This is a genomic window from Streptomyces sp. NBC_00986 (genome assembly GCF_045162565.1).
Classification (GTDB): Bacteria; Actinomycetota; Actinomycetes; order Streptomycetales; family Streptomycetaceae; genus Streptomyces.
This window is the reverse complement of sequence record NZ_CP108733.1, coordinates 787,250-808,174: the sequence shown is the minus strand read 5'-3', so window position 1 is coordinate 808,174 and position 20,925 is coordinate 787,250. Positions and strand designations below refer to the sequence as shown.

Genomic DNA, 20,925 nt, shown 5'->3' with positions numbered 1-20,925 from the left:
TATGGAGGACGAGGTCGTCATTGGTGGGCTACCGGTCCCTCGGCAGTTGATCGCGCTGATCAGGGCAGGGAGATGGGCGCCTCCGGGGGAGGATATTCTCCGCGAGATCTTCGGGGAAGATCCGGAGCAGCCGTGCTTCTACGGCGAGCGCATGCTCATCGGTGAAAACCGCGTATGGCATGCGGAACCGGAGAACGCTGGACCATCCCGGCCGATCACAGAGGGCAATCTGGGAATACTCGTTGAGATGTCGCTAGTGATCGCGGATCTCGGTCCCTCGATGCCCATCGTGTTGGACTACCGAGAATCACTCGCATCTCCACGAGTTCTGTACCCGAGAGGTTTGACGTGGGTGCAGATCGCGGAGAACTTCGAGGAGTTGACGGGTCTTTTGCGTCTACAGGAATCTGTCTGAACAGGCCGTCAGCCCCGGCAAGACCCTGAAGGTGCAGATCTGTGCTGCTGTCGTCTGCCGGAGGAGGCCCTGAGTCCGAGCCGTAGTGGAGGTCCTCCGAACGCCCCGCGCGAGCTTCGGTGCTGTGCCGCTACCCCGAGGTTGTCGAGGAGCCCGCGGACCTGGCGCTCGATCTCGTTGCGGATGGGGCGGACATCGTCGATGGTCTGGCCGGCGGGGTCGTCCAGGGTCCAGTCGAGGTACCGCGTGCCGGGGAGGACCGGGCAGGCGTCGCCGCAGCCCATGGTGACGACGACGTCGGCGGCGCAGGTTCCGGTACTCCGGGCCGTAAACCGTTGCCGGACCGGGGGTGCTGCGCGGGTCCGCCGCGTGGTCGATTCCCTCTTCGCTTACCGCAGCTACGACCACGACATCTACCGCGACCAGGTCCGCGCCCGCGGCATCGTGCCGATCATCGCCCGCCGTGGCACGGCACCGGATTGGGCACCTACCGGTGGGTGGCCGAGCGGGCCTTCGCCTGGCTGCACGGCTTCCGCCGCTTGCGCATCCGGGGAACGCAGATCTGATATCCACGAAGCGTTCCGCGAACTCGCCTGCTGCTTCATCACCCACCGACAACTCTGCTTGTAATGCTAGGCGTTGTAAGTAGGTGCGCAGGTCTAGGTGGCGGGGGAAGATATTGGTGAGCAGGGCCACGCGCTACCTTTTGGTGAATGCGTAGCCGTCCAGGACCGCGCCGCCGAAATAGGTGAGTGGGAAGGCCCCGAACTCGACGAGGGATTGGCCGTTGACGGGGTCGAGGATCAACAATCCTTCGCCCTGCACCCCGGCGATGACGAGGGAGTGCGAGCCTCCGGAGTTCCAGGTGATATCGGCGACGGCTGGGCGGCCGGCATTGATCTCGCCGGCGATCTGCGAGAGGGCCAGGCTGGCGGGCTGGTAGCTGGCGTAGTTGCCGACTGTCTTGAGAGCGTCTGTCACGCCGCCGGACTTGAGATAGCGTCGGTCGACCCCGAGGCGGGGGTCGTCGAGGACGTACAGGGCGTCGCTGCTGTAGGGGTCCGCGTAGCGGTTGGCGAGCACCGGGTTGTCGTTGAGGGCTGTCTGGGTCGGGCAGGCCCCGGTGTCCGCTGGAAACCCATTGATCTTGTGCCCGATCTCCGTCATGACTTGGCACTGAGTCCAGGTGCTCGCCGGGTTGTAGAAATGGTTGACGCTGGTGCCCGCAGCGATCCAGCACCATTCGTTGCTCTCCTGGTACTGCATCCGCATACCGAGGTTGTGGCTGACATCGGGCACATAGGTCTGGGTCTCAAGAGGCTTGGCATCCAGGACCGTGATGTCGGTGACAATGGTCAGCGGTGCACCCCAGTCGACGTTCACGACGAAGGTGACACCGTGGTTGGGGTCGTAGGGCGGTCCGTGCGGAGCGATGTTCTCGACTGTGATGGACGCCGCGCCGATGAAGCGCACCTTCTCCGGCGTGTACTCCGACACGGTGACGATCACGACCGAGTCGTGATCGATGGCGCCCCAGTTGTAGTTCAGGGTGACCCGGCCATTGAAGGCACCCCAGTACTTCCGAATGGTCTGCGGCATCGGTGGCATCCCCGTCCCGGTGCTAGAAGTCCACCTCGACTGGCGGGCTGTCGAGAACGGTGATGTCGGTGACAATGGTCAGCGGTGCACCCCAGTCGACGTTCACGACGAAGGTGACACCGTGGTTGGGGTCGTAGGGCGGCCCGTGCGGAGCGATGTTCTCCGCCGTGATGGATGCCGCGCCGATGAAGCGGTGCTCGGCGTCCGGCGGCGTGCTCACCAGGTACTCCGACGCGGTGACGATCACTACTGAGTCGTGATTGATGGCGCCCCAGTTGAAGTTCAGCGTCACCCGTCCCTGGAACGGCCCCCAGTACTTCCGAATGGTCTGCGGCATCGTCCGGTGTCCCCGTTCCGAAGTCCGCGAGCAGTGATGCCCGCCCCGCGTATTGTGGGATACACGTGCCCTCCTGTCTACGAACTGGCACGAATTGCCAACGACTACGCAACCCGTCATCACCCACACGAACGAACCCACTAACAACGCCTAATAATATGATCCGATATACCGATGGGTGATGAGGTAACAGGTGAGTTTGAGGAACGCTTCATGGATATCAGATCTGCGTTCCGAGTGGATGCGTAGGGGGTGGGAGCCGTGCCGCCAAACGAAGGTCCGCTTGCCCACCCGCCAGTCCGGCATCGGTTTGCGGCCGCCGACAGTCAGCATCTCCTGCCAGCGCTCTCCCGGCGACGCTAGGCCAGCGAGGGGCAAGCGATTGCCCCGCCCCTTGGTGCGCTGCTTTTCCTGCAGGAAGGTTCTCCGGGGCGGTCATGTACGGCTTTCAACTGGCAGGGGAGCCCAACTGCTGGCGTGCCTCCCGTTCGTTTACCTCCGGCGTAGCCTGCTGTGGAGCATGGGCCGTGACGATGCGCATGGTCCGGACTCCGCACGCGATTTAGAGATCGGAGCCGGGCATGGCGAGCAACAGGCAAACGGATACGGCCGCGTTGGTGGCGATGCTCGGCGAGCACACCACAGTGAACGTCCGTCTGGCACTGATCGCGGACGCACAACGGTGGCAACTGCACCATGCTCAGGTCACCTTTGACGACGACACCCCAGTGACGGAGCGAGCCTGGCGCTACAGCACGGCGACCTTTCTAGAAGCGCGTCTGCCAGGCTCGACGGTCGCCGCGCTGCTGCGGGGCGAGGAGCAGGACGTTCGCGGCCTCCATGTGGTTTGCCTCGACCCGCCGTCCGCCAGCGCCTCCATTTATCGGCTGCGTGGTCAGCAAGAGTGGGGCCGGGTGACCACGCCGTGGCCGCGCACCGAGTGGACCATCAACCGGGACGCCAACGCCCTCCAGCCCGGCTACGACCTGCTGGTCGGGGACGGTCCCTCTTTCCTGAACTTCGATCAGGCTCTCAGCGCCTTCCTCTATCAGCGCTCCCACGACAGCAACGCGAGCCATGTAGACCTGTGGCGTATCGCCTTGCCGCAGCGGGCGGGCTGGTTGTCACAGATCACCATCGGGCCTGACCTACTGACGGCCGTCATCGACGGTGAGGTTCTGGATGGTGCGGTCCTGGAGCTGAGCTGGGCGTCGGGAAACCACGTTCAGCCTGTCGACGGCGCTGGCACCCTCAGCTTCGAACTGCCGCAAGGGCTCGTGCACGACAGCCTGTTGATGCTCCGCCGCGAGGACCAGTGGCTGGACTGGCGCAGCTTCCCGGCTCCTACGTATGGGCACGCCCGCGATGCGTCGGTTGTCTGGGAGCAGCCCGGCCCTGAGCTTGAGATCCTCCTGGCGAACGGAGAGGGGCAGCACCTGGAGTGCAAACGAGAGGTGCCGGAAGGTGACTCGCGCAAGAAGATGCTCAAGACCATCGCAGCCTTCGCATCGCGGGACGGCGGTACTGTCCTGATCGGCGTCCAAGACGACTTGCAGATCGTAGGTCTGCCTGAGAAGCCCAACTTCGATAAGCAGCTTCTCGAGGTCGTAGGCATGATCCGCGACAACTTGGAGCCAATGCCGCCCTACGAGCCGAGCCTAATCGACCACGAGGGCAAGACGATCCTGGCTATCGAAGTCGCCAGCGGGGGGCAGATGTACGCCTACCGCAACGGACAACGCCCGGAGTACTACGTCCGCGTGGGCCCCAATACCGTGCCCGCACGTCACCCTGAGATTGCCGCCGGATTCCGGCAGGCTCCGACAGCGACAAGGTGCTGAGTGCCGCTGGAGTGGCGCACCACACCGAGACGCACCGGTGAGGTCGATACCAGAACTGAGTGACGGCCGGGACGAATTGGCCATGGATGGCACCTAGGTAATGCGGTTTGTCCGCCGCGCCGGGAGCCCTAGGCTTCTGTCATGGCAACAAGCGATCACGTTCTGCGGCTCGTCCGGAAAGCACTGGACGAGTTCGACGATGCCCCGTTGGAGGTGTCGGTCCGTCGTGCTGTGCGCATCGCGAACCTGGTGGGTGACACCAAGTACGCGATTCGACTTTCGTTCGATCTCAAGCCTACGGGTGGGGATCGCGAGACAAACGGTGAGATCTCCCGCATGCTCATGCAAGATCCATCAACCTGGGGGTCGATGACGGGGCCAGCAGAGAAGGCCGTCACGGCGTGGATGAACGACAGAAAGATCGATGGCAGCGACAACATCGCCCCGCACTCACTTGCTGAGTTGGAGTTCTGGGACAACGAATTTGGAGCTCTGAAGGAGAGTGGCGAGCGGCTCGATTACGACATTGATCTGAAGACTCGCCAGCGGAAGACGCGGATCGTCGCCCGGACCCGGCACTTGACGTTCGCCTTGCTGTGTTCTTGGGAGCGCCGTTTCGACTACAGCACCATCAACGAGTCCATCTTCGACGGCTACCGCGTCAAGGTCGACGCGCTCCTTGCCGACGGAGTGCCTGAACTGCTGCAGCAGTTCAGCGCCGTCTACCGTCGCCTCCAGGAGGCAGCCGACAGCGCACCCGATCGTGACGTCACCGAAGAGCTGTCCCAGGCGATCACCACGTGCCGCCGCATCCTGAAAGCCGTCGTCGACCATGTGTTCCCGGCCCGTGACGAGCGGTCGGCAGAAGGACTGGTCCTCGATGACTCCAAACACCGAAATCGCCTGTCCGTGTTTATCAGGCAGGCTGTCAGCAGCGACTCCGATCGGGCTCTCCTCGACGCCATTGTCGCAGGCTTGTACGAACGGTTCACTGCCATCGACAAGATGACGAACAAGGCGGTTCACGCGAATGTCGCGATCGAGATCGCCAACCTCTGTGCGTTGAACACGTACATCGTCTGTGGCGAGACCATCAGCCTGCAGGCTCTGGCCTCCGACCGACAAAGCGACCCGACGCCTGCGGATGAGGCCGCCGGCGACACTGAAGCGGTAGGTCACTGACGCGCACCGAGACGCTGTATGCCGTCAGTGCCGCCGCGCGCTAGGACGGGTGGAGCTCGCGGATCGCCCAGGACGTGATCAAGCGGTACACCACGTAGCACTCAGCCGCCTGCGGTAATCCCAGGAGTCGGCACAGCCAATTGAGCGTCAGGCTGTCTCGAAAGCCCGTCGGATCAGAGGGCTCGCCTTCCCCAAGTCGGCCGCCGACGAGATGCGTAGCTCCAGGTCGCCCGTCCCGAGGTGGCCGATACCGCGCATGTCGCGGGAGAAGCCCTCCTCCAACTCGACCGTGTCCGGGTCGATTCGGAGGTAGACCAGGATCACCTCGTGCTTCGGACGGAAGAGCACCGAGGCGAGATTCATCATCCGCCGGTAGGCGACGTAGTGCCTGAGCGGAGAGACCTCAACCTCGCCCCAAGCCGTGAGTGCCTCGTCCAACTCGACGTACAGGTCCTGCAGGCAAGCCGGAGCCACGCCCGGGGCCGCCTGGACCGACGATTTCCCGCGGGTCTCGCCGACATCGGCTGCCCCTTCTCGCTCCCGTGGCTGCCGACGAGCCGGAGCGGGGCGGGGAGAACCAGGTACGGACTCGATCAGCAGCAGGCTCAGCAGCCCGCCGTCGAAGATGCGGTAGCGCACCAGGTCGATCCGTTCGTGCAGACGATGCACCGCGACCCGATCGTGGTACGAGAAGCCGGCCGCGATGCAGACCATACGCGGCTTCCTCCAGTCGATCGCCTCGGCCGCCTCGATGCCCAGCTTCTCCTTGACCAAGGCCTCGAACTCGTGATGCGCCGAGTCCAGCCATGACAGGTAGGAGACGGCCTGCGACACGACACCGCTGTCGGCGCCCTTCTTGTACTCGACGACCACGGGGGTGTTGTTCTCGTCGAGCCCGAGCGTGTCGATCCGACCCCGGTGCCACGGACCCGTTTGGTACTCCGAAGCCAGGAACCGGATCCCGAGCATCGACTCCATCCCCGCCTCGACCCGGCGTTGCAGCTCCACCTCCAACGCCACAGTCGAGCCCCGAAGCTCGGCGTCCTGGCCCTCGGCGTTCTGCCGGAACAGCATCAGGTCGGCCACCAGCATCCCCCCTTCGTGATCGGTACAAGGGGAGCAATCGAAATGGCCAAGGGGGTATTCCAGATGGAGGGTGTTCCCCTCGGACTGTCTTGTTGGGAGCGGGGCCGGACGCGCACGCGGTTCTGTGGGAGCCCGACAACCTGGCTACCGCTGCTGCTTGTTGCCAGCGGCGCCCCTCCGGTGGCCGCCTGGTGGCCGGACGCCTTTGGACGGTGCATCACGGGGTGGTACGGGTCAACCTGCGGCGCATCCTCTGATCAGGCAGAACGTCACTGGGCAGCACGACCAGGCACCGCACAACAGCACAACACGATCGCTCGTGGTCTTGTAATGCGTAGGTATGGTCACCTCCCGCAGGTGCGGGGAGCCCACCTTCTTCGCGAAGCCGTCGATGTCTCCCTGGGGACCATCCCCGCGCGTGTGGGGATGGTCTCCAGAACCTGGCGGTGCGCCTGTTCAAGGAAGCGCGCTCCCTGGCCGAATGCACTCTCTCCCAGCCTCGGAACCCGTCCCAGGCCAGGGACATTCCAGGGACTTCTCAGCGACAATCTGCGGCTGGTCCTGTCCCAGCCATGAATCCATGGCGGCCAGGCCGCGTCGACCGGCACCCGGCATGAAGTGAGGGTAGTGGTCGAGCGTGATCTTCGGTGAGGCGTGCCCGAGCCACACGGACGGGCTCACGACCGACTCGCCGGCCTCCAACTGCACACCGGAGTAGGTGTGCCGCAGGACATGGAACATGTCCTCGCGCGGCGCTGCGTAGATCGGACTCCGCCGGATCCGGCCGCCGTCCCGGCGGACCTTCTCGCCGATGGCCTGGATGAGACCAGCTCCTGCCAGCGCGGGTTTCGAGCTCTTGTCGTTCCACGTCCGGCCGCAGGGAACGCGTTCGGAGGCCTGCCGTACGGAGGAATCGCACTCCGCGCGGTCGTTGCCGGTCAGCGCTGCCGAATACGTCCGTGGCTCCCACTGTGGCGGAAGGTCTGTCGACCCGGTGACGCAACAGAGATAACGGCTGACACGCTTGTCCGTACCCGGGAATGAAGTCCGCCGGGAATGCAACGAAAACTAAGGATGCGCGAAGTGGAAGCCAAGCACCGCTGACGTGGTTGAACGCGTGCTCAGGCTGCTGCTACGGTTTTTTCGGTCACGAGATCTGCGTCACCATCTTGAAGGAAGGAGATGTCCGTGCATATCCGACCGGCTTGTCTCCTTCGCTCGCCCCAGTGTGCGTTCGGTGTCCCGGTCATTCGCCACGCCTTCGGATGGAGTTAGCCGATCCATTGGGCAGCAGCCCGCAGAGCGTCAGGTCCGCAACACCGTGGTGTTTCGGCGGGTGACGTCGTTAGGCGACAGGCTCCCCAGAGGATCGCAATCGCCACCCCTTCGCGGCCTCACGACGTTCTCCAGTGCCTTGGGCACGCCGTCACCGGGACCCGCGTAATCCAGCGGATCGAGTCCTTCTCATGCCCCCTGCACCGCTTGTACCGCTTCATGCGTTGAACGATGGCCATATTGTTCCCGCCATCGGTCTGTGCACCGCGCCCATGGACGACGCACAGTCAGAGGACGCCGTCCGGCACGCCCTGCGGGCTGGCTACCGCCTGATCGACACCGGCGCCGCCCACCACAACGAGCAGGGCGTCGGCCTGGCCGTCGCCACCGCGGGAGTCCCCCGAGAGGAGATCCCTGTCCTGACCGAGCTGCCCCGCCGGGACCACGGCTTCGAGGAGACTCTCGCGTCCTTCGAGCAGGCCCGCCGACGGCTGGCCCTCGACTACGTCGACCTGTACCTCATCCACTGGCCCCTGCCCCTGCTGGACCGCTACCCGGACTCCTGGCGGGCGATGATCAGACTCCGTGAGGGGGAGCTGCTCCGCTCGATCAGGGTGTCCCACTTCACCGCGGCACACATCCGGCGGCTGGAGCGGGAGACCGGCGTGGTGCCCGCGCTCAACCAGGTCGAGATGGACCCCCGCGTACCCGCAGGACGACCTGCGGGCCGAGCACGCCGAGCACGGCATCCTCACCGTGGCCCACAGCCCTCTCGGCCGGGGGAACGGCCTGGTCGAGGACCCGGCTGTACTGGCCGTCGCCCGCGCCCACGAGGTCACCCCGGCCCAGGTGGTGCTTCGATGGCACGTGCAGCTGGGTGTGGTCCCCCTGCCCGGATCAGGTGATCCGGGGCGACGGCTGGAGAACCTGGACGTGTTCGGCTTCGAACTGGCGCAGGACGATATGGCCAGGATCACGGACCGCCCACGAGGCCGTATCGGACACGATCCCGGGACCCACGAAGAACTCTGACCGCGCAGCCGACCGAGCCCGGTACCCGGGCATCCCACCTCCGGGTACCGACAACCACTTCCTGCAAGACCACGCCCTATTTCCCCCACCGGTGAAGAACAAGGACCGCATACATGACCGCGCCCACCGCACACACCCCAGAGCACATCCCGGAATACACCCCGGAAGAACTCGCCGTCTTCGAACAGCAGTGGATCGACACCGTCCAGGAGGACCAGGAGCTCACCCGGTTCGGCCTCTACCCACAGGGATCGCGCGACCGCGGCAAGGGGGAGCTCCAGGGCAGCTACCAGATCTACCTGCCGCCCGCCTACGAAGACGATCCGGATGCCCGCTTCCCGGTCGTCTACTGGCTGCACGGCGGCTTCGGCAACGCCCGCCAGGGCGGCGCCGCGGTGCAGCGGATCGACGCCGCGATCCGCGTCGGCGCCATGCCGCCGACCATCGTGGTGCTGCCGCAAGCCTTGCCCATCGGTTGGTACGTCGACTCCAAGGACGGCGCGCGCCCGGTGGAGCAGACGATCGCCGGCGACCTGGTCAACCATGTCGACGCCACCTACCGGACGATCCCCGGGCCGTGGGCGAGAACGATCGAGGGCTTCTCGATGGGAGGCTTCGGCGCACTCCACATCGGCTTCAAGTACCCCAAGATCTTCGGCCGGGTGTCAGCCATCGCACCGCCCCTGTTGAAAGACCTCTCGCTGGAGCCCGACGAGCGGGTCGCCAACACGTTCTTCGGAGACCAGGCGTACTACGACGCGGTCAGCCCCTGGACGCTGCTTCTCGCCAACTCCCCGGAGATCAGGAACCACTCGAAGGTCCGGCTGATGGTCGGCTCCCGGGACGAGCGCCTGGTCGGCGTCGTCCGTGAGATGGACGAGATGCTCGCCACGCTCGGGGTCGAGCACGAGTACCACGTGGTGGCAGGGGCCGACCACGACTATCCCGTACTCCTCGATGGTCTCGGCGAGCGGTACGCCGCCTTCTGGCGGAAGTGATCACATGACAGCTCCCAGCCTTCCCGTTCGGACCGAGCACGGCCAGGTGACGGGAGTGGTGTCCTAGCTGACCTCGGCCACTGTCTGCAAGGGCATCCCCTGCGCCGCGTCCACGGCCGGCGACAACCGCTGCGCCAGCGTGTCTGGAAGGGCGTGCGCGCGGCGGGCCGCTTCGGCGACATCTGCCCGCAGCCGGACCCCGTGCCGGCATGTCGCTCACCACTAGGCGGCCGACGAGATCCTCGCAGCCTGTGACGTCCGCGCCCGGGCCATCGACAAGGCGACCGGCATCGCCGTCGTCGACGTCAACGGCTTCGTGTTGTGCGCCCGTCGTTCGGCGAACACCCGGCCCAACACCGTCGAACTGGCCAGCGCCAAGGCGTACACCGCGGCCGTGATGGGCTGCCCCACCCAGCTCCTGGAGCCCTGGGCGGACAGCAGGCCCGTGCTCTTCATGGAGCTCTCCCAGCTCGGCAAGTATCCGATCATGGCGACCGACGGCGGAGTGCCCGTCAAGCGGGATGCGAAGTCGTCGGCGGGCTCGGCTTCTCCGGTGCCACCGGCGCCGATGACCAGCGGATCTGCGAGGAGGTACTGGCCGCACTCGGGTACGAACAACTGGACTTCGTCCCGCCCAAGCCGAGCCTGGATGCCGCGAGGGCCAGGTTCGAACAGCACGCCTGAGTCCCGTCGCCCTTGCTCGCACCCCAGCCGCCACATCGCACAAGCCCAGGAGGCCCCATGCGTCTGCCCCCGATATCTGAACCGACCCAGGACCAGGTCTCTCTCCACGCGCGGATCACGGACCGCCGCGGTGGGGTGCCGGGACCGTTCGCGGTGCTGCTGCACAGCCCTCACGCGGGCGACAAGCTGGAAGAGCTCGCCACAACCTGCATGCGCGACTCGCAACTCGTACCCCGGCTACGCGAGTTGACTCTGCTGATCGTCGCCCGCCGCCTCGACGCGCAGCACTCGTGGAACGCCCACATCGACAAGGCCGTTGCGGCGGGAGTGGACCGGGAGGCACTGGACCGGCTGGCCCGCGGCGAGCAACCGCGGTTCCCCCGCCCCGACGAAGATGTGCTCCACCAGTTCGTCACCCAGATCCTCGTAGAGCACTTCGCCGACGACGAGACATACGCGGCCGCCCTCGCGGAACTCGGCGAGAGCTGCCTGGTCGAACTGGTCATCGCGCTCGGCACCTTCGCCACCTTGGCCATGCTCCTGAACGTCTTCGAGGTGGACCTGCCGCCCGGCAGCGATCCGCCCTTCCCCGACGTACGGGATTTCCAACGGGTGCTACGCCCTGACCACGCCGATTCCCCGAAGGCCGAGCCACCCCCGTAACGGAGGCCGCCCCACTGGTTCCGTCAGCTCCTGGCCCCACGGTGGATTCGTTCCGGGCCGGCGCCGGCATGGAGGTCCTAGACCCTCCCACTGCCTGGTCGTCGCGAGCCACGCGTTCTCAGCCCCGCACATCATGCCGCCGGAGCGCGTCCCGGTGCGACCAGCCGTCGGATGGAGGAGTCCGTGCTCCCGGCGTCACGGCCGGTACGGCAGGTCCTGAGTGCCACATGGGCTTCCGCGCGATCGGCGCTGAGGAACCTCCGCGGTACGGATCGGCGCGGAGGCCTCGGCGTTGGCGGTGCGGCCGCAGCGGGAGTTGTGCATCCGCTTCGGTGTCCTTCACCCGGGAGGTGAATACCCGGCCAACTCCTCTGCCCGGATGCAGGCGACCTGGGTTCCTCCTGGCGCCGCCACGAGCGGCGGGCGTTCGCGCCGGCACGCGTCGATGACGTGGGGGCATCGCGCGGCGAAGGGGCAGCCGGAGCCGGTCGGGGGCGCCGAGACGTGCTCGCCGGGGGTCGCGACCGCCCGCCGGGCGGCCTGCCGGTCCGGGTCGGCGACCGGGACCGCTTGCAGCAGCGCGCGGGTGTACGGATGTCCGGGCTTGGTGCAGACGGCTTCCGCCGGACCGGATTCCATGACCGTGCCGCGGTAGAGGACGACGATACGGTCCGAGATGTGGCGCACGACGGAGACGTTGTGGGCGACGAACAGGTAGCCGAGCCGGTACTCGCGCTGGAGGTCCCGCAGGAGGTTGAGGACCTGGGCCTGGACCGACAGGTCGAGCGCGCTGACGGCCTCGTCGCAGACGACCAGGCGCGGTGAGGGCATCAGAGCCCGAGCGATCGCGATGCGCTGGCGCTGCCCGCCGGAGAACTCCCGGGGGTACCGGCGCAGTGCGTCGGGTTCCAGGCCCACCCGGGCCAGCATGTCGGCCGCCTGGTCGTGTGCGGTCTGCCCGGACGCGATCCGGTGTGCGAGCAGCGGCTCTGTCAGCGTCTGCGCGACTGTTCGGGTGGGGCTGAGGGAGCCGTAGGGGTCCTGGAAGACCACCTGCATGTCCCTGCTCAGCCGGCGCCGCTGCGACTTGCCGGCATGCGTGATGTCCTCGTCATCGAAACGTATGGTGCCCGCACGGGCCTTGGCCAGGCCGAGCACCGCGCGGGCGATCGTGGTCTTGCCCGATCCGGATTCGCCGACCAGGCCGACGGTCTCGTCGTCTCCGACGTCGAGGCTGACGTCTTCGACAGCGCATACGTGGCGCCGGCCGACGTGGTAGTCGACGCTCAGTCCTTGGACCGAGAGCAAGTTCGTTGTCATGGTGTCCTCGCCGGTTGAACCTTCTGCCAGTTGACGCATCGGACCTGGTGGAGCCCGTCGTCGTCCGGTGCTGTGCTGAGGAGCGGGATCGGTTCGCGCGTGCATTCCGGGCCGGCCAGGCTGCAGCGCGGCTCGAAGCAGCAGGCCTTGGGCCGGCGGGCCGGGGGCGGCACCATGCCCGGGATGACCGGTAGTTCACCGGTGCCGCTCCAGCGCTCCGGATTGCATTCCTGCAAGCCGAGTGTGTAGGGATGGTGCGGGTGGTGGAAGAGGCTGCGGATCGGCGCCTCCTCCACGATCTGGCCCGCGTACATGACGACGGCGCGGTCGCAGAGGTCGGCGACGACCCCCCAGTCGTGGGTGACGAGGATGACCGACATGCCTGTCTCGGCCTGCAAGGTGCGCAGCAGCGCGAGAATTTCGGCCTGCACCGTCACGTCGAGGGCGGTGGTGGGCTCGTCGGCGACAAGGATGCGGGGCCCGGTCGCGAGCGCTTGGGCGATGCAGACCCGCTGCGCCATGCCGCCGGACAGTTCGTGCGGGTAGCGGCGGAAGACGTCCGCGGGGTCCGGCAGGCGGACCTGCTCCAGCAACGTGAGGACCCTTTCGCGAGCCTCACGCCGTGACAGCTTCTCGTGTGCGCGGATCGTCTCCATCAGCTGGGAGCCGACACGGAACGACGGATCGAGACTGGACATCGGCTCCTGGAACACCATCGCGATTTCGCTGCCGCGGACATCGGTGAGCTGGCGTTCGGTCATCGCCGCGAGATCCCGGCCGCCCGATATGACGTGCCCGGAGCTGATCCGTCCGTTTTCGGGCAGCAGGCCCAGCAGGGACAGCGAGGTGACGGACTTGCCGCAGCCGGACTCGCCGACGAGGCCGAGCACCTCACCTGGACGCAGGGTGAAGGACACCCCGTCGACCACCGTGACCGGACCTTCGGGCGTGTCGAACTCGACGGTCAGTCCCCGCACGCTCAGCGCACCCGGTTCGGTGGCGTCCAGGGAATCCGGCGCGGCGGCCTCTGCCGGGCGTGTGCGCGGCGCCGCTGGGCGCCCGTTCTGCGCGGTCCCGGACCAGCGTTCCACGGCCGCGTCCCGCACCGCGTCGCCCACCAGGCCGAACGCCATGATGGTGAGCGCGATGATGCCGCCGCTCGGGACCAGCAGCCAGGGGTCCTGGTTGATGGCGTCCGAGGCTTCCCCCACCATCCCGCCCCAGCTCGGGGCCGGGGACTGGATTCCCAGGCCGAGGAACGCCAGACCGCTTTGCAGTGCCAGCGCGATCCCGGCGTACAGCGAGGTCTGCACGATGACGGGGCCGGCGATGCGGGGCAGTACGTGGCGGCTGACGATCCGAGGGTCGGTGACCCCGGACGTTCGGGCCGCCGCCACGTACAGCTCCTCGCGCACCGCGATGACCGCGCTGCGGATGACCCGGATGACTCCGGCGGAGCCGAGGATGCCGATAGTGATCATCGCCACCGTCATCGAGGAGCCGAACACCGACAGGACCGCGAGGGCCACGACGATGGTGGGCACCGAGAGCATCAGGTCTGTCACGTTGCTGACGACCCGGTCGGTCCAGCCGCCCAGGTAGCCGGCGGCGAGGCCGACGGGCAGGCTGACGACCAGCAGCACCGCGACGCATTCCAGTACGCCGAGCAGGGTGTCCTGGCCGCCGTACAGCAGCCGGCTGAGCACGTCACGGCCCAGCTCGTCGGTGCCGAGCAGGTGGGCTGAGCTCGGGGTGGCCAGGACGTGGTCGAGCTTCTGCGCGAGTGGCGGATAGGGGGCGACGACCGGGGCCAGTGCGCAGGCCAGGGCGAGCAGCAGGAGATACGCGGCGCTGATCACGCCGAGCGGTTTTCGCGCGACTCGCCGCAGGAAGGCGCCGGCGGCGAGCGCGCCCGGCCGCTCGGCATGGTCGGTCTGGGTGGTCACTGGTGTCTCACTTTCGGATTGAGCAACCCGTAAAACACGTCCAGGACCAGGTTCACGATGACGACGAGGACGGTGAAGTACAGCACCGCCCCTTCGATGACCGGTATGTCGTGCTGGTTGGTCGCGTTGACGGCGAGGCTGCCGAGCCCGGGGAGCACGAAGACCGCCTCGATGAACACCGAGGCACTCAGTGCGCTGACGAACGCCAGCCCGATCACGGTGACCACGGGAATGGCGCCGTTGCGCAGCGCGTGCTTCCAGATGATGGACCGGCGCGGGATGCCGTTGGCCCGTAGCGTGCGGATGTAGTTGCTGGCCAGTGCGTCCTTCATGGAGTCCCTGGTCTGCTTCGCGATACTCGCGATGCCGACGAGTCCGAGTGCGGTGACCGGCAGGCACAGCGCCCACAACCAGGTGCCGAACGACTGCGTGGGCGAGATGTAGCCGGTGGCGGGAAAGGCGCGCAGCACGACAGCGAACACCTCGACCAGGACCAGTGCCACCCAGAATCCGGGAAGAGCCAGGCCGACGAGGGACAGTGCTTCCACGAAACGGCCGAGCACTCCGCCGCGCACGGCGCTGACCACGCCGAGCAGGATTCCGACCACCGCGGCGAACACGGTGGCCAGCAGCACCAGGGAAAGCGTGACCGGGAGCCGCTGGTTCAGCGTCTCCGAAACCGGCTGGCCGGTGAAGACGGACGTGCCGAGACTCCCGTGGAGCAGGTTGTCGAGGTAGTGGCCGTACTGAGACCACAGGGGCTTGTCGAGGCCGAGTTGGTCCCGAAGCTTGTTGTAGGCCTCGGTGGACCCGCTCGCTCCGATGAGGGCGCGAGCGGTGTCACCGGGGACCAGCGATTCCAGCACGAACGTCACCGCGGTCACCATGACGAGCAGCGGGACCGACAGGGCGAGGCGCCGAGCTATCAGGGTCGGCATTACGGATGCAGCTCTACGACGTTGAGATGGGCGCCGGGCAGCTGGCTCGGGATGCCGCTGACCCCGTGGGAGAACACCACCGTGTCGATCTCGACGACGGGGACGGTGTACGCCTGCTTGACCGCGACCGAGGCGACGTCGGCCATCTGTGCGGCGAGCTGGGACTGCGAGGCCTTCGAGGCCTGGGCGAACTTGTTCAGGAACGAGGCATCGGTGGCGTGGTAGGGGTTGAGGCCCCCCTTGGCCGACCACAGCACGCCCACCTGGAGGAACATCGGCTGGCCGTTCCACGCCACGGACAGGGCGCCGGCCCGGTACATGTTGGTGGACATCGCCGGGTAGCTGGCTGATGACACCAGCTTGACCTTGACCCCGATGGCGGCCCACTGCTGGGCGATTGCTTGCACCATCTGCTTGGTCTGCGGATCGAACGACGTGTACGTCAGGGACGTGGAGAAGCCGTTCGGGTAGCCGGCCTGGGCCAGCAGCTGCTTCGCCTTGGCCGGGTCGTACGTGTAGTAGTTCGCCAGCGACGGCACGTACTCGTCGAAGCCCTTCGTTGTCGGCTGGTCGGTGGCCGAACCGAGCGCACCGTACACGGCCTTGGCGATGCCGGACCGGTCCACGGCGTAGTTCAGCGCCTGGCGGACCTGCGGGCTGGCCAGGGCCTTGGTCTTGGTCCCTTCGCGGTCGAGCAGGAAGACCCCGTTCCACTGCGTGGGACCGGTGTTGGTGACGGTCAGTCCTGCGGACTTGGCAGTCGGCATCTGTTGCGCCGAGCCGAACATCAGGTCGACCTGACCGGTCTGCAGGGCCGACAGCTCAGCGGTCTGGTCGGCGATGACCTTGATGACGACCTTCTTGTAGTGGACGCTCGACTTGTCGTAGTAGGCGGGGTTGGCGGTGAACGTGTAGTGCTCCCCGGACACCGTCGCGCCGGAGTCCAGGACGTAGGGGCCCGCGCCGGACGGCTTGCTGGTCAGCGAGCTCTTCGCTTTCAGGCCGGCCGGGCTGATGATGTCGCCCGCCAGGAAGTTCTGGGACAGCAGGAGCGGGAACTCCGGGTTCGCCGTCTTGCTGGTCAGGGTGACCGTGTCGGCTCCGGAGGCGGTGACTTTCACGCCCGCCAGGTTGCCCGTCGTCGGGCCGAAGCCGGTGGTGAAGTAGTTGATCGAGTCGGCCACGGCCTGCGCGGTGACCGGTGAGCCGTCGGAGAACTTGACGCCGCTGCGGATGGTCAGCTGGAAGCGCGTGTTCCCCTCACCGAGGTAGCGCCACGAGGAGGCCAGCCCCGGCGAATAGGTAGCGCTGCCGGTTTGCCTGATCAGCGGCTCGTAAGCGAGCTGCATCGGGTACAGGCCGTTGCCGTTGTCCGCGCGCGACGGGTCGAAGCTGGCCGGCGCCGAGTTCACCGCGATGGTCAGGGTGGTCGACTTGGCGCCGGAGGACGCGTTGGTGCCGCCCACCGCCCCGCCTCCGGAGCACGCGCTGAGGGCCATCAGGGCCATGGCGCCGACGGCAATCGGCCATACGGGCTTGCGGTTCGATCTTGGAAGCATCGTTGATTCCACTCCTTGATCACGATTTGCAGGTGCTGATGTAGCTGATGTACTAAAGGAGACCGGGGGATGGCCCAGTCAGTGGTGCCCGACGAGGTGGTCTGACCACCGCGTCAGGGCGCTTGCTCCCGGCCCTCGGTCGGTCCGAGGCCGGCTGCCGCGAGCAGGGTCGGCATCTGTGCCACCGTGCACGCGCCGGCGGAGAGCGGTTCGCGGCGCCGTCGTGTTCCGACCGGTATCTCTGGGTGAGGAAATCCGGCCCGTGCGCCTTGTCTCCCTCCGGTAGGAAGGGCGTCGGCGGTGTCTGGGGATTTGCCGCCGCTGACCCGGTAGGCGTCAAGCGGCAGATGGGATTGCGCACGGTCGGCGTTCATGCCGAGGGCCGTCCTGCCGAGGTGATGGGGAAGGCCGACAAATCGGTCGACATAGAGATACGTCGAATGCTCGGGTGAGCACAACTCCTGAAAAGCGAGGCTTTGTGATCGGCCGCGACCCGCAGCCGGGACCCGCGGATATGAGGAGAACACTGCTCGGCTGTCGCGGGTGTGCCCGAGACAGCGTTCGACCTCATCGGGTGGGCTGCAAGTCGCGGTGGACGGAGGGAGTTACCCGGCGGTCGCCGCGAAAGCGTGGTGTGGAACGCGGAACCCGGTTCCTGGCAGCACGGGCCCTACCCGGATCAGCAGGGTGGTGTCAGTCCGTGTCGTGCGCGAGGGAGCGGGGTGAACACGCTGCCCTGTTTCCACTTGGGCCGCTCGCACCATCCGGCCGAGTCGTCGCCCGCCGGCCTTCCGGCTCCGCAGCGGGGGCGTCCTGGCACGTCGGCACGGCCCTCGGGGCCGGGCCGTGCGCAGCGTGAGGTGTGACCTGTGACCAGCGATCCCGTCATCATGTCCCTCCTCTGCTCGGCAGCCTGCGGGGCCGTATGCCCTGCTGAGTCAGAGGGTTACGAACACGTGACGTCGCTGTCAACAGTTTCGCCTTGAGAACCTGAGGTCTCTGCTCATCCTTAGATTGCGCGGAGGGAATGTCCACGATGGGCTCAGACACTTTACCCTCGTCGAACCGGTGCCCCGCGGGGCACCACTTCTGGCGTTCGGATGCGCCATTCAAAGGGACAGCAGCCAGTCGGCTCCGGTTCAGGGCCGCGACTGGTGTCGTCCTGTCTGCCGGCACGGGGCCACGGCGGCCACCGGTCCGGATCACCCGTCGCGGATACCTGTCGTTGACGAAAGAAATTCCGATCTTGATGAGTGAACCTCTCAACCGTCAGCCGGTTCCGACCGAGTCGGGCCTGGTTGCCGGTACCCCGGCCAAGCTGCCTGGCGTCACCGTGTTCAAGGGGATCCCCTATGCAGCGGCTCCCAGCGGTCCGCTGCGATGGCGTCCGCCGCAGCCGCCCGCGCCGTGGACAGGCGTGCGAAACGCCGCGGACTTCGGTCCGGTCTGCCCGCAGACGCCCCGCGGCCAGAAGCTCCGGATGAGCGAGGACTGCCTGTCCCTCAACGTGTGGACGGCAGCGGAACCCTCGGACCGCACTCCGGTACTGGTGTGGATTCACGGAGGCCGGTTCATCATGGGCGCGGGCTCCGAGCCCCTGTACGACGGAGCCGCGCTCGCCGGCGCCGGGCTGGTGGTCGTGACGCTGAACTACCGGCTCGGCGTACTCGGCTTCCTGGCCACCCCCGAGCTCAGCGCGGAATCCGAGCACGGAAGTTCCGGCAACTACGGCCTGCTCGATCAGATCGCCGCCCTGCGCTGGGTGCGGGACAACATCGCGGCATTCGGCGGAGACCCGGACCGTGTGACGATCGCGGGCCAGTCCGCCGGCGGTGCCTGTGTTCAGGACCTGATGTACTCGCCGCCTGCGCGGGGACTGTTCCACGGTGCCATCGCCGAAAGCGGCGCTCGCCATCCGCGCGACCCGTCACTGGCCTATCTGGCCAGTTCCTACCGCACCCGGGAGCAGGCCGAAGCCGAGGGAACCCGGCATCTCCAGGACCTCGGCGTCGCGACACTCGAAGAACTGCGCGCCCTTCCGTTGCCGGACCTGCTGCGCGGCAATGACGCGGACCAGGCCGGAGGGGGCCACCAGCCTCCGCTGTTCCGGCCGGTCCGCGACGGCTGGGTGTTTCCCCACAGCTACGCCGAAGCGCTGGCTCTCGGGACGCAGGCCGATATCCCCGTCATCACCGGAACCAACAAGGACGAGGACGGCGCCTCCCCGAAACCGCACGTCAGCCTGGCGGAATACACCGCCTCCGCCCGCCGCCACCTCCGCGACAGCGCCGACGACTACCTCGCCCTGTACCCCGCGTCCACCGACGCGGAAGCCGGCCGGCAGTCCAGCGCAGCCGCCCGCGACCACGCGCGCACCTCCACCTGGCTCTGGGCCACCGAATGGGCCAAACACGCCCGCAGCCCGGTCTACACCTACTACTGGACGCACGTGCCACCGGGGCCGGACGCGGAGTCCGCAGGCGCCTACCACGGATCCGAGATCAACTACTTCCTGAACAACCTCTATGCCACCGACCGGCCATGGACGGCAGAAGACCACCGGATCGCCGACACGGTATCCCGGTACGTCGTCAACTTCGCCGCCACCGGCGACCCCAACGGACCGGCACTGCGGCAGTGGGTGCCGGCCGATCCAGCAGCCCCGGCGACGATGGAGATCGGCGACCGCTTCGGTCCCATCCCGGCCGCGGAGCCGCCCAGGCTCGACTTGCACCGCCGACTCATGGCGGACCAACGGGCCTGGTGACGCCCGCTCACACGCCAACAGACGCACCTGGATGAACACCCTCCGGCCAAGCACCGTGACGACCACCGTCACCCCGTCATGAGGGGAAAGCCAATGGCTCAGTACTTCGACGTGCCGACGATCCCCACCGGGTCGGCCACGCAACTCGTGTCCGTCGTCATCGAGGACGGCCGGCAGCACGGCCGGTCGTTCGCCGCCACCGTCGCCGACAACCGGGCGAGCGGCTGGATGCCGCAGGAGTCCGCCGTCTTCGACTGGTAGCAGCCGGGCAGCCGGCCGGCTGCCGCTTCACCTGAAATGAGAAGATCCATGCAAACCCGAACCCGCTGGGCCGTCCTCGGCACCGGCTACCTCGCCCAGACCGCGATGCCGGACCTCCAACGCACCGAGAACGTCGAGGTGGTGGCGGTCGGCTCGCGAGACGCCGAGCGTGCCGCAGAATTCGCCGGCCGGTGGGGCATCCCCCGCCACTACGGGAGTTACGAAACGCTGCTCGCCGACGGCGGTTTCGATCTCGCCTACATCGCGACCCCGCCGAGCACGCACGCACCGCTCGCCCGCCTCGCGCTCGAATCCGGATTCCACACCCTGGTCGAAAAGCCCTTCACCCTGAACGCCGACGAGGCCGCCGGACTCGCGGACCTCGCCCGCGAACACGGCCGGTTCCTGATGGAAGCCATGTGGACCCGGTTCAACCCGGCGATCCGCGCGGTCGGCAAACTCATCGGCGACGGGGCGATCGGCGAGGTGGTCAGCCTGCACGCGGACTTCGGGCTGCGCCTGCCGGCCCACCACAACGCCTACAACCCCGCTCTCGGCGCCGGTGCTCTTTACGACCTGGGCTGCTACAACGTGGCCTTGGCTCACCACGTGCTCGGCCCTCCGACCCGTATCGAGGCCCGCGGCGCCCTCTCGCCGGAGGGATTCGAGCTCACCGCCGCCGCCTACCTCGGCTATCCGGACTCCCGCTTCGCCCAGTTGGCCGTGAGCATGATCAGCCGGATGTCCCCAGTGGCCCGGATAGGCGGTACCGAGGGCGAGATCGTCATCGGCCCGACCTTCCTGAACCCAAGATCATATGAACTGATCCGCGAACACCGGGAGCTGTTCAACGTCGAACTCGAAGGGGCCGGCTGGGTCCCGATGTTCCGCGAGGTGAGCGAAGCCGTACAGACAGGACTGACCGAACTCGGCACCAATCCGCTCGCGGACTCGATCGCCGTGATGCGCACCATGGACGCCATTCGCCGCTCCATAGCGGCACCCGCTCAGTGACCAGAGGA

15 protein-coding genes and 3 pseudogenes are annotated in these 20,925 nt (G+C 67.0%); 11 read left to right on the top strand and 7 right to left on the bottom strand.

Going from position 1 to position 20,925, the window contains the following annotated elements:
* The first annotated feature begins 1 nt into the window (after position 1).
* Together OG504_RS03505 and OG504_RS03500 are read left to right on the top strand one after the other, a co-directional pair.
* The gene (locus OG504_RS03505) at positions 2–415 is read left to right on the top strand and encodes a hypothetical protein (protein WP_405988356.1); all 414 of its coding nucleotides are present in this window, start codon (positions 2–4) and stop codon (positions 413–415) included.
* Between the two features lie 381 nt (positions 416–796).
* Positions 797–1,045: pseudogene (locus tag OG504_RS03500) on the top strand (IS5/IS1182 family transposase); the annotation flags it as partial.
* 69 nt (positions 1,046–1,114) lie between these two features.
* On the opposite strand, the gene OG504_RS03495 reads toward OG504_RS03500, so the two are convergent.
* Together OG504_RS03495 and OG504_RS03490 are read right to left on the bottom strand one after the other, a co-directional pair.
* Positions 1,115–2,023, bottom strand: coding sequence for a hypothetical protein (locus OG504_RS03495; protein WP_405988355.1), 909 nt, complete (start codon positions 2,021–2,023; stop codon positions 1,115–1,117).
* Positions 2,024–2,036: 13 nt separating this feature from the next.
* Positions 2,037–2,351 (bottom strand): hypothetical protein, encoded by a 315-nt coding sequence (locus OG504_RS03490; RefSeq protein ID WP_405988354.1) that lies wholly within the window; start codon positions 2,349–2,351, stop codon positions 2,037–2,039.
* 581 nt (positions 2,352–2,932) lie between these two features.
* On the opposite strand from OG504_RS03490, the gene OG504_RS03485 reads away from it, so the two are divergent.
* Positions 2,933–4,192, top strand: coding sequence for a helix-turn-helix domain-containing protein (locus OG504_RS03485; protein WP_405988353.1), 1,260 nt, complete (start codon positions 2,933–2,935; stop codon positions 4,190–4,192).
* Between the two features lie 141 nt (positions 4,193–4,333).
* Positions 4,334–5,374: a hypothetical protein gene (locus OG504_RS03480; protein WP_405988352.1), complete on the top strand. Its 1,041-nt coding sequence runs from the start codon at positions 4,334–4,336 to the stop codon at positions 5,372–5,374.
* Positions 5,375–5,521: 147 nt separating this feature from the next.
* On the opposite strand, the gene OG504_RS03475 is transcribed toward OG504_RS03480, so the two are convergent.
* Positions 5,522–6,460 carry a DUF5655 domain-containing protein gene (locus tag OG504_RS03475; RefSeq protein ID WP_405996240.1) on the bottom strand — a complete coding sequence of 313 codons (939 nt, stop codon included), beginning with the start codon at positions 6,458–6,460 and terminating at the stop codon, positions 5,522–5,524.
* A 1,466-nt stretch (positions 6,461–7,926) separates the two neighbouring features.
* On the opposite strand from OG504_RS03475, the pseudogene OG504_RS03470 reads away from it, so the two are divergent.
* The 4 genes and pseudogenes from OG504_RS03470 to OG504_RS03455 all read left to right on the top strand — a co-directional run bounded on the left by OG504_RS03470 (position 7,927) and on the right by OG504_RS03455 (position 11,112).
* Positions 7,927–8,767 (top strand): annotated as a pseudogene (locus OG504_RS03470) (aldo/keto reductase).
* A 113-nt stretch (positions 8,768–8,880) separates the two neighbouring features.
* Entirely contained in the window at positions 8,881–9,765 is an 885-nt protein-coding gene (locus OG504_RS03465) for an alpha/beta hydrolase-fold protein (RefSeq protein ID WP_329257879.1), read from the top strand.
* 238 nt (positions 9,766–10,003) lie between these two features.
* Positions 10,004–10,228, top strand: a pseudogene (locus OG504_RS03460) (heme-binding protein); the annotation flags it as partial.
* Between the two features lie 278 nt (positions 10,229–10,506).
* Positions 10,507–11,112, top strand: coding sequence for a carboxymuconolactone decarboxylase family protein (locus OG504_RS03455; protein WP_405988351.1), 606 nt, complete (start codon positions 10,507–10,509; stop codon positions 11,110–11,112).
* A 339-nt stretch (positions 11,113–11,451) separates the two neighbouring features.
* On the opposite strand, the gene OG504_RS03450 is transcribed toward OG504_RS03455, so the two are convergent.
* From OG504_RS03450 to OG504_RS03435, 4 genes are read right to left on the bottom strand one after another with little or no spacing between them, the layout of a single operon-like run.
* Positions 11,452–12,432, bottom strand: a complete 981-nt coding sequence (locus OG504_RS03450) for an ABC transporter ATP-binding protein (protein ID WP_405988350.1) — start codon at positions 12,430–12,432, stop codon at positions 11,452–11,454.
* Positions 12,429–14,378: a dipeptide/oligopeptide/nickel ABC transporter permease/ATP-binding protein gene (locus OG504_RS03445; RefSeq protein WP_405988349.1), complete on the bottom strand. Its 1,950-nt coding sequence runs from the start codon at positions 14,376–14,378 to the stop codon at positions 12,429–12,431. Before OG504_RS03445 ends, OG504_RS03450 begins: the two co-directional genes overlap by 4 nt.
* Positions 14,375–15,316, bottom strand: a complete 942-nt coding sequence (locus tag OG504_RS03440) for an ABC transporter permease (protein WP_405988348.1) — start codon at positions 15,314–15,316, stop codon at positions 14,375–14,377. Before OG504_RS03440 ends, OG504_RS03445 begins: the two co-directional genes overlap by 4 nt.
* Positions 15,316–16,875, bottom strand: coding sequence for an ABC transporter substrate-binding protein (locus tag OG504_RS03435; RefSeq protein WP_405988347.1), 1,560 nt, complete (start codon positions 16,873–16,875; stop codon positions 15,316–15,318). The genes OG504_RS03440 and OG504_RS03435 overlap by 1 nt, the downstream gene beginning before the upstream one ends.
* 1,249 nt (positions 16,876–18,124) lie before the next feature.
* Here OG504_RS03435 and OG504_RS03430 point away from each other — a divergent pair.
* The 3 genes from OG504_RS03430 to OG504_RS03420 all read left to right on the top strand — a co-directional run bounded on the left by OG504_RS03430 (position 18,125) and on the right by OG504_RS03420 (position 20,917).
* Positions 18,125–19,642 (top strand): carboxylesterase/lipase family protein, encoded by a 1,518-nt coding sequence (locus OG504_RS03430; RefSeq protein ID WP_405988346.1) that lies wholly within the window; start codon positions 18,125–18,127, stop codon positions 19,640–19,642.
* A 93-nt stretch (positions 19,643–19,735) separates the two neighbouring features.
* Positions 19,736–19,903 (top strand): hypothetical protein, encoded by a 168-nt coding sequence (locus OG504_RS03425; RefSeq protein ID WP_405988345.1) that lies wholly within the window; start codon positions 19,736–19,738, stop codon positions 19,901–19,903.
* Between the two features lie 48 nt (positions 19,904–19,951).
* The gene (locus OG504_RS03420; protein ID WP_405988344.1) at positions 19,952–20,917 is read left to right on the top strand and encodes a Gfo/Idh/MocA family protein; all 966 of its coding nucleotides are present in this window, start codon (positions 19,952–19,954) and stop codon (positions 20,915–20,917) included.
* Positions 20,918–20,925 lie beyond the last annotated feature (8 nt).

Bases quoted from the DNA above. Each gene is read 5' to 3' on its own strand.
- OG504_RS03505 (WP_405988356.1), top strand. From the start codon at position 2: ATGGAGGACGAGGTCGTCATTGGTGGGCTACCGGTCCCTCGGCAGTTG.
- OG504_RS03495 (WP_405988355.1), bottom strand. From the start codon at position 2,023: ATGCCACCGATGCCGCAGACCATTCGGAAGTACTGGGGTGCCTTCAAT.
- OG504_RS03490 (WP_405988354.1), bottom strand. From the start codon at position 2,351: ATGCCGCAGACCATTCGGAAGTACTGGGGGCCGTTCCAGGGACGGGTG.
- OG504_RS03485 (WP_405988353.1), top strand. From the start codon at position 2,933: ATGGCGAGCAACAGGCAAACGGATACGGCCGCGTTGGTGGCGATGCTC.
- OG504_RS03480 (WP_405988352.1), top strand. From the start codon at position 4,334: ATGGCAACAAGCGATCACGTTCTGCGGCTCGTCCGGAAAGCACTGGAC.
- OG504_RS03465 (WP_329257879.1), top strand. From the start codon at position 8,881: ATGACCGCGCCCACCGCACACACCCCAGAGCACATCCCGGAATACACC.
- OG504_RS03455 (WP_405988351.1), top strand. From the start codon at position 10,507: ATGCGTCTGCCCCCGATATCTGAACCGACCCAGGACCAGGTCTCTCTC.
- OG504_RS03450 (WP_405988350.1), bottom strand. From the start codon at position 12,432: ATGACAACGAACTTGCTCTCGGTCCAAGGACTGAGCGTCGACTACCAC.
- OG504_RS03440 (WP_405988348.1), bottom strand. From the start codon at position 15,316: ATGCCGACCCTGATAGCTCGGCGCCTCGCCCTGTCGGTCCCGCTGCTC.
- OG504_RS03435 (WP_405988347.1), bottom strand. From the start codon at position 16,875: ATGCTTCCAAGATCGAACCGCAAGCCCGTATGGCCGATTGCCGTCGGC.
- OG504_RS03430 (WP_405988346.1), top strand. From the start codon at position 18,125: ATGAGTGAACCTCTCAACCGTCAGCCGGTTCCGACCGAGTCGGGCCTG.
- OG504_RS03425 (WP_405988345.1), top strand. From the start codon at position 19,736: ATGGCTCAGTACTTCGACGTGCCGACGATCCCCACCGGGTCGGCCACG.
- OG504_RS03420 (WP_405988344.1), top strand. From the start codon at position 19,952: ATGCAAACCCGAACCCGCTGGGCCGTCCTCGGCACCGGCTACCTCGCC.